General features: G+C 56.2%; 10 protein-coding genes, 1 tRNA gene and 1 pseudogene. 3 read left to right on the top strand and 9 right to left on the bottom strand.

The window, feature by feature from the left end:
- The first annotated feature begins 41 nt into the window (after positions 1 to 41).
- Positions 42 to 3,527 carry an error-prone DNA polymerase gene (locus QQX03_RS08450; protein WP_285975311.1) on the top strand — a complete coding sequence of 1,162 codons (3,486 nt, stop codon included), beginning with the start codon at positions 42 to 44 and terminating at the stop codon, positions 3,525 to 3,527.
- A gap of 3 nt (positions 3,528 to 3,530) precedes the next feature.
- Here QQX03_RS08450 and phoB read toward each other — a convergent pair whose 3' ends face one another.
- The 8 genes from phoB to recJ form a co-directional block, all read right to left on the bottom strand.
- Positions 3,531 to 4,220: a phosphate regulon transcriptional regulator PhoB gene (phoB, locus tag QQX03_RS08445; RefSeq protein WP_285975310.1), complete on the bottom strand. Its 690-nt coding sequence runs from the start codon at positions 4,218 to 4,220 to the stop codon at positions 3,531 to 3,533.
- Between the two features lie 67 nt (positions 4,221 to 4,287).
- Positions 4,288 to 4,956 carry a phosphate signaling complex protein PhoU gene (phoU, locus tag QQX03_RS08440; protein WP_285975309.1) on the bottom strand — a complete coding sequence of 223 codons (669 nt, stop codon included), beginning with the start codon at positions 4,954 to 4,956 and terminating at the stop codon, positions 4,288 to 4,290.
- Complete coding sequence (pstB, locus tag QQX03_RS08435; protein ID WP_285976990.1) at positions 4,956 to 5,702, bottom strand: phosphate ABC transporter ATP-binding protein PstB; 747 nt, start codon at positions 5,700 to 5,702, stop codon at positions 4,956 to 4,958. The genes phoU and pstB overlap by 1 nt, the downstream gene beginning before the upstream one ends.
- A gap of 38 nt (positions 5,703 to 5,740) precedes the next feature.
- Entirely contained in the window at positions 5,741 to 7,006 is a 1,266-nt protein-coding gene (gene pstA / locus QQX03_RS08430; RefSeq protein WP_285975308.1) for a phosphate ABC transporter permease PstA, read from the bottom strand.
- Positions 6,999 to 8,384 (bottom strand): phosphate ABC transporter permease subunit PstC, encoded by a 1,386-nt coding sequence (pstC, locus tag QQX03_RS08425; protein ID WP_285975307.1) that lies wholly within the window; start codon positions 8,382 to 8,384, stop codon positions 6,999 to 7,001. Before pstC ends, pstA begins: the two co-directional genes overlap by 8 nt.
- 164 nt (positions 8,385 to 8,548) lie before the next feature.
- Entirely contained in the window at positions 8,549 to 9,736 is a 1,188-nt protein-coding gene (locus QQX03_RS08420) for a sensor histidine kinase (protein ID WP_285975306.1), read from the bottom strand.
- A 94-nt stretch (positions 9,737 to 9,830) separates the two neighbouring features.
- Positions 9,831 to 9,905 (bottom strand) — tRNA-Glu (locus tag QQX03_RS08415).
- Between the two features lie 63 nt (positions 9,906 to 9,968).
- Positions 9,969 to 11,753: a single-stranded-DNA-specific exonuclease RecJ gene (recJ, locus tag QQX03_RS08410; protein WP_285975305.1), complete on the bottom strand. Its 1,785-nt coding sequence runs from the start codon at positions 11,751 to 11,753 to the stop codon at positions 9,969 to 9,971.
- Positions 11,754 to 11,835: 82 nt separating this feature from the next.
- Here recJ and QQX03_RS08405 point away from each other — a divergent pair, with 82 nt between their 5' ends.
- Positions 11,836 to 12,321 carry a flavodoxin family protein gene (locus QQX03_RS08405; protein ID WP_285975304.1) on the top strand — a complete coding sequence of 162 codons (486 nt, stop codon included), beginning with the start codon at positions 11,836 to 11,838 and terminating at the stop codon, positions 12,319 to 12,321.
- Positions 12,322 to 12,590: 269 nt separating this feature from the next.
- Positions 12,591 to 13,025 (top strand): annotated as a pseudogene (locus tag QQX03_RS08400) (AHH domain-containing protein); the annotation flags it as partial.
- Here QQX03_RS08400 and QQX03_RS08395 read toward each other — a convergent pair.
- On the bottom strand, positions 13,022 to 14,008 hold the full coding sequence (locus tag QQX03_RS08395) for an NAD(P)H-dependent flavin oxidoreductase (RefSeq protein ID WP_285975303.1): 987 nt from the start codon (positions 14,006 to 14,008) through the stop codon (positions 13,022 to 13,024). The pseudogene QQX03_RS08400 and the gene QQX03_RS08395 sit on opposite strands and share 4 nt — an antisense overlap.
- Between the last annotated feature and the right edge of the window lie 52 nt (positions 14,009 to 14,060).

The raw sequence follows: 14,060 nt of genomic DNA, 5'->3' as shown, positions 1-14,060 counted from the left end.
GTGAACATAAGTTTGATCCAGAAGGTCAATCTATGTGAACTATGCCCGATACACCGCTGACACCTGCCAAGCGCCGGATCCACATTGATCCCGATGCCATTGTGCTGCCTGCGCGCGCAGCATTTGTAGAGCTGGGCCTGGTTAGCTGCTTCAGTTTCTTGCGCGGTGCATCCGATGCCATGGATTTGGTGAGTACGGCATACGCCCTTGGTTATGACGCCATTGGCATTGCAGATGTGAATTCCTTTGCAGGCGTTGTGCGTATTCACAGCGAGGCGACAACGTTGAAAATGCGGCCGGTTATCGGCACTCGGATAGAGACGGTCGAGGGCCTTGCATTTCTTGCATACCCTAGAAATCGGGCTGCTTACGGCCGATTATGCAAGCTGATCAGCGCAGGTCGAATGCAGACGCTAAGCGGGGAATGGCAGGACAAGGGAGTGTGCGAAATTTCGCTCGCCATGCTCGCCGAACATGCCGAAGATGTGCAGCTGATCCTGATTCCGCCGGATGATTTGAGCGCACGCTTCACCATTCCTGCCTGGGCCAACAATGTAATCGCGCTCGATATCAATAGTGAGCTTTCCGATAGCGTGTCAGGCAGTTTTGCGGAACTTCTCCCGCATTTAACGGCGGGGATTCCGACACTGCACCATATCGCAGCGAGTTATCTCTATCGCGGCGATGATGTGGCACGGATCGAGCGGCTTGATACGCTGGCCAAAGCGAACAGCCTCAGCCTGCTCGCCACTAACAACGTGCACTATGCAAGCGCTGACAAACGGCCCTTGCAAGATGTGATGACCGCGATCCGGCACAAGACCAAGGTTGCCGAAGCGGGACATCTGCTTGCAGCGAATGCAGAACGGCACCTGAAAAGCCCACAAGAGATACAGAGGATGTTTGAACGCTGGCCACACGCGTTCTCAGCGGCGCGCGATGTGGCTGATGCATGCGAATTCAACCTTGAAGAGCTGCGCTATGAATATCCCGAAGATATCTATCCCGATGGAATGCCCCCTCAGCAATATCTCGAAAGCGAGACATGGGCGGGAGCGGCTCGGCGTTATCCTGCCAGTGAATATTCGGGGGGCATTCCGGATAGTGTGCGGCAAACATTAAAGCGCGAGTTGGAGTTGATCGGTAAGCTCGATCTTGCGCGCTATTTCCTCACTATCAAGGATATCGTCGATTTCGCGCGTAGCGTTGATCCGCCGATCCTGTGTCAGGGCAGGGGCTCTGCTGCGAACAGCGCGGTCTGCTATTGTCTGGAAATCACCAGTGTCGACCCGGCGAAACATCAGCTGCTGTTTGATCGCTTCATCTCTGAGGAACGCAAAGAACCGCCTGATATCGATGTCGATTTCGAGCATGAGCGGCGTGAGGAAGTGATCCAGTATCTCTATAGGAAATACGGTCGCCATCGCGCCGGTCTGGCGGCGACAGTGATCCATTACCGTCCGCGCATGGCGATCCGCGAAGTCGGTAAGGTGATGGGGCTTTCAGAGGATGTCACTAGCACGCTGGCGCGCACCGTCTGGGGCAGTTACGGCAGCGAGATTGCGGAAAGGCATGTGCGTGAAACCGGCATGGATGTACGCGATCCGCATTTGAAGCGGGTTATCAAGCTGGCGGAACAGATGATCGGTATGCCGCGTCATCTCAGCCAGCATGTCGGCGGCTTCATCCTGACGGAAGAAGCGCTGACCGAAACCGTGCCGATCGGTAATGGCGCCATGCCTGATCGCAGTTTCATCGAATGGGACAAGGATGACATCGAAGCGCTTGGCATTCTCAAGGTCGATGTGCTGGCTTTGGGGATGCTGACCTGCATCAAGAAGTGCTTTGATTTGCTAGAGGTGCATCATGACCGAACGCTGACACTGGCCACTGTTCCGCGTGAAGACCCGGAAACTTACACGATGCTGAGGCGCGGGGATTCGCTCGGCGTGTTTCAGGTCGAAAGTCGCGCGCAAATGAATATGCTTCCCCGCCTGCGCCCGCGGGAGTTCTATGACCTTGTGATTCAGGTCGCCATTGTCCGCCCCGGTCCGATCCAGGGTGATATGGTGCATCCGTATCTGAAGCGCCGCAGGGGGGCGGAACCGGTACAAATTCCTGCTCCAGCGCCAGAGCATGGCCCACCGGATGAACTTTCCAGCATTCTTGCCCGCACGCTGGGTGTGCCGATCTTTCAGGAGCAAGCGATGAAAATCGCGCTTGATGCAGCGAAGTTCTCCAGCGCGGAGGCCAATCGGTTGAGGAAAGCAATGGCGACTTTCCGGTCGCGCGGCATGGTGCACGAGCTGGAGGATATGATGGTCGGGCGAATGGTTGCGCGCGGCTATGACCCGGATTTTGCCGAGCGCTGCTTCAACCAGATCAAGGGCTTTGGCGAATATGGTTTCCCCGAAAGCCATGCGGCCAGTTTTGCGCATCTGGTCTATGTCTCTAGCTGGCTCAAATGCCATTTTCCCGCTGCTTTCGCTTGCGCTCTGCTCAACTCGCAGCCGATGGGATTTTACGCTCCGGCGCAGATCGTGCGCGATGCGCGCGAGCATGGGGTGGAGGTGCTGCTGGCGGATGTGAACCATTCCATGTGGGACAATACGCTTGAAAGTGATGCCATTTCCCGGCGCGAGCGAAAAGACATCGCCATGCGTATGGGCCTAAGGCAGGTCGATGGCCTGCCGGAGCATATTGCCGCGAAGATCGTTGCAGTACGTGCAGAAGGCGGCGTGTTCAAGGATGTGGCCGAGCTGCGCGAACGGGCAGGGCTTTCGCCTGCGCATATCGAACGGCTTGCGAGCGCGGATTGCTTTACCTCGCTAGGGCTATCGCGAAGACAGGCGCTGTGGGATGCACGCAGCCTGATTGCTGCGCCTGACTTGCCGCTGTTCCAGGCTGCAGCGGAGCGAGATGAAGGGGCGGAGAGAGCCCGTACTCAGCTGCCTCAAATGCCGCTGAGCGAGGAAGTGGTGGCGGATTACCAGACCACCCGCCTCAGCTTGAAGGCACACCCGCTGTCATTCCTGCGTGCATCGCTAGCGGAGCGTGGCTTCGTCCGCGCCGGCGAGCTTCGGACACGTGAGTTCCGTTCCATGGTCCAGATCGCGGGCCTTGTGCTGATCCGCCAGCGCCCGGGCTCTGCCAAAGGCGTGTGCTTCATTACACTCGAAGATGAAACCGGTGTAGCCAACCTTGTAATCTGGCCTGACGTCATGGAGAAACAGCGCCGTGTCATCATGCGCGCGCGGCTGATGGAAGTGCGCGGGCGGGTCGAATATGACGATGAGGTTATTCATGTCATCGCACATCATATGACTGATGCGACCGATAGCCTGTACGGTCTGGCGGATGACTTGCTGACGTCACCTGTGGCACGCGCAGATCATGTAAGCAGTCCGCTCAATACCCGAAAATCGCTCGCCGTTAAACCGCGTGACCTGCATGGCGAGCGACCGTCCCCTGTCAGGGGGCACCCGCGTAACTTGCGCATCCTGCCCAAGTCACGCGATTTTCACTGAAAGTTAAACCGCCTCCATAGCGTAGCCAGCTGACCGGACGGTGCGTATCGGATCTTCGAAGCCGTCAACTTCGATAGCCTTGCGAAGGCGGCGAATATGCACATCGACAGTGCGCAGTTCGATATCGCTTTCGGTTCCCCAGACACCGTCCAGCAATTGCCCGCGGCTGAATACACGGCCGGGGCTTTCCATGAAGAATTTAAGCAAGCGATACTCGGTCGGGCCAAGCTTCAGGTAACGCCCGCGACGCTGAACCTTATGTCCCACTGAATCCAGCGTAATATCGCCTACCGATATTGATTCACCGGCCAGTGCGGGGCGGATACGGCGCATGACTGCCACAACGCGGGCGAACAATTCACGCGGGCTGAATGGCTTTGTCAAATAGTCATCCGCACCAGTTTCCAAACCGCGTACACGATCATCCTCTGCTTCGCGGGCGGTGAGCATAATGATGGGTACGTGAGCTGTTTTTTTGTCGCGGCGCAAACGTCGGCAAACTTCAATCCCGCTCGTACCTTCAATCATCCAATCGAGAATGATCAAATCGGGAAGATCTTCAGCCGCCAGCATTAGGGCTTCGTCACCGTCGGCTGTGCAGCGGACGTGATACCCTTCATTCGAGAAGCGATACTCGAGCAACTCCGACAGAGCCGGATCGTCCTCAACAAGAAGCAATTTGGCCGCGGACATTCTCGTTAGGCTCCTTCAACCGAAAGCGACGACAACCGCACTATTGCACTTTTACGACAGTTTGATGTCAGTCATCGTGGTCTGGGGGATAAACCCCGGTTGCCGCGAAATGCACCATCTCTGCAACATTGGTAGCATGGTCACCAATTCGCTCGATGTTGCGCGCCACGAACAACAGCTGCGCCGCGCTGGAAATCGTGGCGGGATTTTCCATCATGTGACTCACAAGATTGCGGAAAATGCTGTCAAAGAACGCATCAACCTTGTTGTCCGCTTCGATCACTTCCAGCGCAAGGTCTGGGTCACGCGCGGCATAGGCGGTCAGTACGTCATGCACCATCTCACCCGCCAATTCACCCATGGCGGGAAGCAAGGTCAGCGGCTCGAACCGCTTGCGATCTTCGATCTGGCCGATCCGGCGTGCAATGTTTTTCGAATAGTCGCCGATCCGCTCGACCACGCCGGCGATCTTGAGTGCTGCGATAACTTCGCGCAGATCGTCCGCCATTGGTGCGCGCAAGGCGATAATCCGCACCGCCAGCTTGTCGACTTCGGACTCGAGCGCGTCGATCTTCTTGTCGCCTGCGATAACCTTCTCAGCCAGCGTCTCGTCACCGCGTGCCATGGCCTCCAGCGCATCTTGCAAGGCAGTCTCTGCCAGGCCGCCCATTTCTGCGATCAGACCACGCAAACGCGTGATGTCTTCATCGAATGCTTTGACTGTGTGTTCAGCCATTATCCGTACCGTCCTGTGATGTAATCCTTGGTTCGTTCTTCGATGGGGTTCGTGAATATGTCCTTTGTCTGACCATATTCCACGATCTTGCCAAGGTGAAAGAATGCCGTTCGCTGCGAAACACGTGCGGCTTGTTGCATAGAGTGGGTGACGATCACGATCGCATAGCGATCAGTAAGTTCCGCGATAAGTTCTTCGATCTTTGCCGTCGCAATCGGGTCCAGCGCAGAGCATGGCTCATCCATCAGAATGACTTCCGGATCGACCGCGATTGCACGCGCAATACAAAGCCGCTGCTGCTGACCACCGGATAACGCGGTGCCGCTGTCCAGCAAGCGATCCTTCACCTCTTCCCAAAGACCGGCGCGGGTAAGCGAGCGCTCGACGACCTCGTCCAGTTCCTCTCTGCTTTCCGCCAGACCGTGAATCTTCGGGCCGTAAGCGATGTTGTCATAGATCGACTTGGGAAATGGGTTTGGTTTCTGGAAAACCATGCCAACGCGGGCGCGCAGCTGAACCACATCCATTCCAGACCGGTAAATGTCTTCTCCGTCCAGTTCGATCGTCCCTTCAACGCGAGCTGTCGGGATTGTATCGTTCATACGGTTGAGAACGCGCAGAAAGGTCGACTTGCCGCAACCAGACGGCCCGATGAAGGCGGTTACGTGGCCGGTCGGCACGTCGATCGAGACGTTATCGATCGCTTGCTTCTCACTGTAGAAGACCGAAACGTCTTTCGCGCTCATCTTGGCGTCGAGCTGCTCTAGGTTTGGATGGATTACAGTCACCAGGTCTTCTCAAATTTGTTACGAAGGTAGATTGCAAGGCCGTTCATCAGCAGAAGGAACAGCAACAGGATGATGATAGCGGCACTGGTCCGCTCGACAAAGCCTCGGTCAATTTCATCTGACCAAAGGAAGATTTGCACCGGCAGCACAGTGGCCGGCGAAGTGAACCCATCGGGCGCGGTTGCCACAAAGGCGCGCATACCGATCATCAACAACGGTGCGGTTTCGCCAAGTGCGCGCGCCATCCCGATGATGGTGCCGGTTAGGATGCCGGGCAACGCCAGCGGGAGCACGTGATGGAACACCACTTGAACCGGAGACGCACCAATTGCGAGCGCGCCGTCGCGGATCGAAGGCGGGACCGCCTTTATCGCGTTACGCCCGGAAATTACGATCACTGGCATTGTCATCAACGCCAGGGTCATACCGCCAATCAGCGGCGCTGAACGTAGATTAGGGAACATCCAGAGAAACACGGCCAAGCCAAGCAGGCCAAATATGATCGACGGTACCGCAGCCAGATTGTTGATCGAGACTTCAATCACATCAGTCCAGCGGTTCTTGGGGGCGTATTCCTCGAGGTAAAGCGCAGCAAGAACGCCGATCGGAAATGCGAGCAGCAAAGTCACAATCATTGTCAGGATAGAGCCTTTAAGCGCGCCCCAGATACCCACTTTTTGCGGGCTCGTTGCGTCCGAACGTGCAAGGAAACCCGGATCGAAATTGCTAGCCAACACTCCGTCAGCCTCGAGCCGGTCGGCCAAAGCCTGCATTTCTGCACTGCCTTCATCCTTAAGACCCGAGGCGAGACCATCGGTTGCCGCGAGGCTGAAAGTTACCTCCTCACGAAGAATGCTGGTGTCTGCAATGATATCATTAGCCACGTCGCGCCATGCTTCGCTGCTGATACCTTGCGCAGCCTCTTCGCCGAGAGATTGCTCCGCGTAAAATTGCACCACATCGGGCAAGCCCTGACGCTGTAGAACTTGAAGCGCGTCGTCGCCGCTAAGAGTACTGGAATCGCCGGCAATTCCGGATTGGCTGAGATCGATCGATACATCGATTTCAGCGCGCTGGAAGCCACCCATTCCATTAAATGTCATGTTGCCAAGCAGGAAGATGAGCACGGCAACTGATATCAGAATCGCGCTCAGACCGGCGAGATTGAAGCGGCGTTCAGCCTTGTAGCGCTTTTCCAAGCGCTGACGGAATTCGTCAGTCCGGGTGGGACGAATACCCTCCGAGATGATTGCCTCACTCATAAGCTTCACGGAACCGTTTTACGACGCGCAAGGCAACGAAGTTGAGCGCCAAGGTGACTAGGAAAAGCACAAGGCCGAGCGCAAAAGCGCTGAGCGTTGCCGGGTGATCGAAACTGCCTTCGCCTGTCAGCATGGCGACGATCTGGAACGTAACAGTGGTCATCGCCTCTAACGGATTTGCGCTGAGGTTGGCTGCCGCACCTGCGGCCATCACGACAATCATCGTCTCACCGATTGCGCGGCTGATTGCGAGCATGACGCCGCCCACAATGCCAGGTAGGGCTGCTGGAACGAGCACGCGTTTGATCGTTTCAGACTTGGTAGCGCCCAACGCCAGACTGCCGTCGCGCATTGCACTGGGGACAGCCGCAATCGAATCGTCTGCCATGGAAGATACGAACGGAATGATCATGACGCCCATAACCAGACCTGCGGCCAAGGCGCTTTCGCTGGACGCATTACTGATACCGATCGATACAGCCGCATCGCGGATTGCCGGTGCAACCGTCAGCGCAGCGAAATATCCGTAGACCACGGTTGGAACACCAGCCAGGATTTCCAGAGCAGGTTTAAGCCAGGCGCGCAGCCGCGGGTCTGCATATTGCGTGAGGTAGATCGCGCTCATCAGGCCGAGCGGAATCGCTACAATCATCGCGATGATCGCGCCAATGTAGATGGTACCCCAAAACAGCGGAATTGCGCCGAAACGCGAACCGTCCGGATTTGTCGGATTGCTCATCGGATCCGGTGCCCAGAACGTGCCGAACAAAAAATCAATCGGTGAGACCATGCCGAAGAAACGGATCGTCTCGAAAACCAGGCTGGCAAAGATCCCGAAGGTTGTCAGGATGGCGACGAGCGATGCCACCAGCAGGATAGCCATGACAGCCTTTTCTACGCGGGTACGCGCCGTGAAATCCGGCTTGACGCGCAGAAATGCGAGCGAACCTGCCACCAAAGCGATTGCAACTGTGATTGCGATGGCGATCAACTGATTTTTCTCGATCGCTTCACCGAAGGGGCCGACCATGGCCTGAGCTGCTGGGTTGAACACGGAACTGGATTGCCCGGCTGCAACAGCGCGCGCCTCAGCCAGGATGGAATCGCGTTCAAAGCCGAATTCCGGCAATTCGGATGCCGCCGGAGAGGCCAGTACGGCCTGCATCACCAATTGGGGTTCAATAAAGGACCAAAGCAGAATGAAGGCCAGAACGGGCCCGATGATCCAAAGCGCCACATACCATGCGTGATAGTTTGGACGCGCAGCGAGACGTGGTGCGCCTGCGGCTGCCTGAAAGCTCCACGCACGGGCTCGCGCAGCGAGCCAGCCAGCCAATGCGAGGCCAAGAGCTATCAAGAGCAAGGATATCTGCGTCATGATTGAACGTTTTGCCCTAATGCACCAACGCTTGCCGGTGCGCGATCGTCTAGTGTTGCAAGGCTAATGCGAGACTGTGTCATTATTGCGTAAGCGCGAATCTGGCGTCCATGCCGCTCAGCCCTTCTCCACATTGTGAAAGAAATAAGACAAATTCATGACAGTCAGTCCACTTCACCTGTGACCGCCGGAACCCTGACGATCACACTGGTGCCTTTGCCCAACTGGCTCTCGATGTCGAGGCGTCCGCGGTGTCGCTCCACAATATGCTTCACGATGGCCAATCCCAATCCAGTGCCGCCAGCGGCGCGGCTGCGCCCTGGATCAGTGCGATAGAAGCGTCTGGTAAGGTGAGGCAGATGCTGAGGATCGATCCCGGCGCCTCGATCACAGACAGTGAAGCGTGCCTGGCCATCTTTGCCTTCCGTTAGCTGCAGGCTCACTGGTTGTTCCGGGTCGCCATACTTCAGCGCGTTATCGGTAAGGTTTCGTACCAGCTGTTCAATCTGCTGCGCGTCTCCCTTGATCCGCAAGGTGTCATCGATATCAAAATTGACTCGATCCAAACGCTCTGCGCCGGCGGCATCGCGTGCGGCTTGCGTAATCAATTTTCCGAATTCGATGATACCGCTGGGCTCATCATGTTTCTCGGCCTCGATGCGGGACAAGGACATCAAATCAGAGACAAGCGACTCAAGGCGTTGCGCTTCACGATGGATAGTCTCGAGGAATTTCTTCGAAGTCTTGTTGTCTAGATCAGTCCCATCCTCGCGGAGTGTTTCGACATATCCGATGATGGAAGCGAGCGGCGTACGCAGCTCATGGCTCGCGTTGGCGACAAAATCGGTATGCGCACGGCTGATGTCGGCCTCTGCCGTCAGGCTAGTCAGTTCAATCACAGACATCGATGTATCGATCTTCTGTAACTTCAGGCGCCAAATATCGCGGCGCCTGGCGAGACCCTTGATAATCGCCAGGCCGCTCTTTTGTTTGTTGAGCAATTTGATCGCTTGCGGCTGCCGAAAGGCCATCCGAACATCTTGCCCGATGATATGCTTGCCAAGCAGCCGCTGAGCGGATCGGCTTGCCAGGGTCACCTTGCTACCTTCGATTACCAACAGCGGCGTTGCCGAATGCTTGATCAGCTTGGCCATAGACTTGCTGGAAATGATATCCGTGTCTGGCTGACTCTCGATCTGCGGCGGCCGGGCGTTCGCGAGGAATATCGAGCCAATCCAAAGGATGAATACACCAGCAACTGTAGCCAAGCCCACGCCAAACATAGCCAGCGCAATACAGGCAAGGGCCGCAATCAGTATCGCACCGATCGGTTGTTCTGATCCGCTATCCATTACCTTGCCCATATCAGATCAAGCGGACAAGGAAAGGGCAACTACGCGCAGTTTGGTGAGAACTGCGTCGATTTAACGAGAGCGGGAGAAAAGGTGGTGACCCGTACGGGAATCGAACCCGTGTTTCAGCCGTGAAAGGGCCGCGTCCTAACCGCTAGACGAACGGGCCACGCTCGTTTGCGAGAGCGCGCCTCTAGATGGGCGCGCGATTCCGGTCAAGCCCAGTTTTCAATCAATCTGCGAAAGCGGCGTCTTCCAGATGCAATTCGGCTTGAGGGCGCGGGCCCCAATCGTCGATCTTAACCCGTCCAGCCAAGTGAAAACGCCGTCCGTGTGAGCGATGGATCATGGTTTGCGCCATCTCTGTATCCGCAGCGCGAAACGCGATTCCCTTGAACGATCGACCGTCTTCGCCGGCGGCAATGATCCGCAAATGATCCGTCCCCACAATATCGGCTTTTACGATTCTTACGGGCCCGACAGCGACACGTGGTGCAGGCCAGCCCACGCCATAGGGCCCAGCCTGATCTAGCGTAGTGACGAGATCCGGGACCAGACCGCCCGGAGCGAGTGCGAGGTCAAGCTGCATGGCCTGGTTCAAACGCGCTTTCTCGACATCGCGCGACAGCCTTTCATCAAGATAGTCTGCCAAGGCATTGATCTTCGCAGTTTCTATCGTGAGTCCTGCCGCCATTGCATGACCGCCTCCGGCCACCAGAAGTTCTGCTTCCTTCGCCGCGATAATTGCCGCACCCAGGTCAACACCAGAGATTGACCGGCCCGAACCCTTGCCGGTCCCGTCATCATCGATCGCAATGACCAGGCTTGGTTTGCCTGTTTTCTCCTTAACTCGCCCTGCAACGATCCCGATCACGCCAGGGTGCCAGCCTGATCCCGATAGTAGCAAGACCGAACGATTGTGTTGGGATGCGATCTGATCTTCTGCTGCGGCCTGAACCTCTGCTTCGATCGCACGGCGATCTTCATTGAGCCGGGATAATTGCTCTGCAATTTCTGCTGCTTCGTATCGGTTGTTGGTAGTGAGGAGCCTTACACCGAGGGTCGACTCGCCCACCCGGCCGCCGGCATTGATTCTCGGGCCCAGCGCGAACCCCAGATCGCTGCATTGCGGTGCGCGCTTCAACCGGCTTGCGTCGATCAGGGCAGACATCCCGACCCGCTCGCGCTTGCCCATTACTTTCAGGCCTTGTGCTACAAACGCACGATTGATTCCGTAAAGGGCGGCAACATCGGCAACCGTGCCCAGGGCGACAAGGTCGAGGAGTGCCATCAGATTGGGTTCTGCACGATCTTCAAAGAACGCCTGCTCTCGCAAAGTCCGGATAAGCGCAATGGCGAGCAGGAAGGCAACACCTACCGCCGCCATATGACCATGTGCAGCGGCCTCATCATCTTCATCGAGACGGTTGGGATTAACCAGCGCAGCAGCCAAAGGTAGTTCTGCTGCGCATTTGTGGTGATCGACTACGATCACATCGACCCCGGCATCGTGCGCCTGTTTCAAGGCATCGAACGCCATCGCACCGCAATCGACGGTGACGATCAGGCTGGAACCTGCTTCTCCCAGTTTGATCAGAGCTTCACCGCTGGGGCCGTATCCTTCAAGCAGACGGTCCGGAATGTAATATTCTGCTTCTGCGCCAAGATCGTTCAGCAGGTTGATAAGCAAGGCCGCGCTAGTTGCGCCGTCCACATCGTAATCGCCATAAACAGTAATCTTTTCATTGCTCAGGATCGCCTGGACGATCCGCTCGGCTGCGCTGTCCATATCTTTGAAGATGCTGGGATCAGGCAAGAATTCGCGCATCGTGGGATTGAGATTGCGTGGAATGTCACTGTCCGAAACGCCGCGGGCTTTGAGCAGCTGGGTCGTAATGTTATCGCCTATGCCCGAACTAGCAGGATCGATTTCCATGTTTCCGCCGCGCCAAAGCCAGGCTTTGCCGGAAAGGGAACGTTGAACGCCAAGAACATGGTTGAGGGATCGCGATGCCATCGGGGGAGATTACCCGAGGAAGTGGACTACGAACAGTGCTGGCAATTGACTTTCCGCATCTGAACGTCTGACAATCTGCACCATGGTTGCTCCTCATCTCCTTGTCATCTGGCATAGCCGGACTGGTGCCAGCGAGGCCCTGGCTCGCAATGTCGCGGCCGGTGCAGCTGAACTGGGCCGCTTGGCCCGGGCATCCGCCGTATTCCCCGAAGATATCTTGTCGGCATCTGCATACGTTTTTGTGTGCCCTGAGAACCTTGCGACGATGAGCGGCGAAATGAAGGAAATGTTTGATCGGTGTTATTACCCTGTTCTGGGCCATATCGAAGGTCGCGCATATGCAACGATCATCGCAGCGGGTTCGGATGGGGAGGGCGCGCAGCGTCAAGTGGATCGGATCGCCACTGGCTGGCGCTTGCGAAGAGTTAGCGACCCTTGGATTGTGAGAACCCACTCTCAGACTCGTCAAGAAATCGAAGCTTTAAAAGTATTACCGGATACTGATCTCAATGCTGCAAAGGATTTGGGTATTACTTTAGTAGAGGCGATAAAGCTCGGTATTTATTGATGAAGGCGGTGGCAGCGTTTACCACTTAAATTGTATAATCATTTTCCAAGACTCGAGGTGCTGAATAATTTTGGCCAAAAGGGGATCAGGGCCGGATGCAGGAGTGGAGAGCTGGCTGTAATTGTGTCAAAGGGTTTGGATCACCAAGCGCGAAGTGATGTGCACGGTATCTATTTTTTGTTCAGAGATGGGTATCGTCCAAGCTCTGAAGACATCTATCGATTCATTAGCCAGAACCGTGGCATCTCGATTAGCCTGGATATGATCCCGGACTTCAACGCCATCATCTCTTGCCTTGTCAATTGCTCACAAAACATTGCTTCGGAAGGATGTTCTCCCAGATTGGCTTGCGGCGCGTGGGCTTTCAGGATTTCAGAGCCAACGGTCTTTTACTGCCAGCTAACGAAGAAGCGGCCGTTCAGAAGTCAATGCCGCTGCATCGTGGGCCGCATCGCGATTACAACGAGATGGTTATTGAACGGGTCGGATGCGTTGAGGAGACATGGTCGAGGCAACGATTGAGCGACCCGGCGAAAGCCATGGTGGATTCGCTCTACCGGTTGTCGCTCCTACAGAGCGCTTTGCGCAAGAGGTTACTTGCCGATCGCCGCGGCATTGTCCTCAACCGCGAGGATCCGCTGGGAACCGGGTTTGATTTTACCGAACTCGATGCGATGGCCGAACTGCTTTGGGCAGCGACTTAGCTGTTCCAGGCTTTGTAGCCAGTCTTACCTGCAAGCCCTTCCTTCGCAGCATGGTACTCACGCTCAAAACGGGCAACCATGTCTTCCACCGACCCGACAGACTTAACTGCGCCAACGCCCTGGCCCGAGCCCCAAATGTCTTTCCAGGCCTTGGCTTTGGTGTTGCCACCGCTACCAAAATTCATTTTGGAAGGATCGCTTTCGGGAAGATTGTCGGGATCCAACCCGGCCTTTTCGATTGAGCTGCGAAGGTAATTGCCGTGAACGCCGGTGAAGAGATTGGTGTACACGATCCCGCTAGCGTCGCCGCCGACGATGCCTTCCTTGTAACCTTGGTCAGCATTAGCTTCTTTGGTGGCGATGAATGCGCTGCCCGCATAGGCGAAGTCTGCACGCATCGCCTGTGCTGCAAGGATCGAGTATCCGTTGGCGATTGAGCCAGAAAGGGCGACAAGGCCGTCGAACCATTCGCGAATTTCCTGCATCAAGGCGAATGGTGAAAGCGCCCCTGCATGGCCGCCAGCACCCGCAGCAACGGGGATCAACCCGTCCGCACCTTTCTCGATCGCTTTGTTGGCAAAACGGTTGTTGATGACATCGTGCATCGTGATCCCGCCCCAGTTGCGCACAGCCTGGAAAATCTCCTCGCGCGCACCCAGTGATGTTATGACCATGGGAACTTGCCACTTTTCGCAAGTCGCCATGTCAGCCATCACGCGATCATTGGATTTGTGGACGATCTGGTTGACCGCAAACGGCGCCGCCGGGCGATCGGGGTTCTCGCGATTGTGCTTTGCCAATTCTTCGGTGATTTGATGGAGCCACTCGTCAAGCAATGTCTGTGGGCGAGCGTTCAATGCGGGGAAGCTTCCGATAATACCAGCCTTGCACTGCGCAATGACGAGTTCAGGGCCGGAAACGATGAACAAAGGAGAGCCGATCAGTGGCAGGCGAAGACGGTCAAACGGTGCGGGAAGGGCCATACGGATACTCCAAAGGGATATTCTGATTTACGAGGCTATTTAGCGCGGGTTC

It is taken from the genome of Altererythrobacter rubellus (assembly GCF_030284385.1).
In the GTDB taxonomy this organism is placed as follows: domain Bacteria; phylum Pseudomonadota; class Alphaproteobacteria; order Sphingomonadales; family Sphingomonadaceae; genus Erythrobacter; species Erythrobacter rubellus.
Note: the sequence above shows the minus strand (reverse complement) of the source record. Positions and strands in the feature narration are given on the sequence as shown.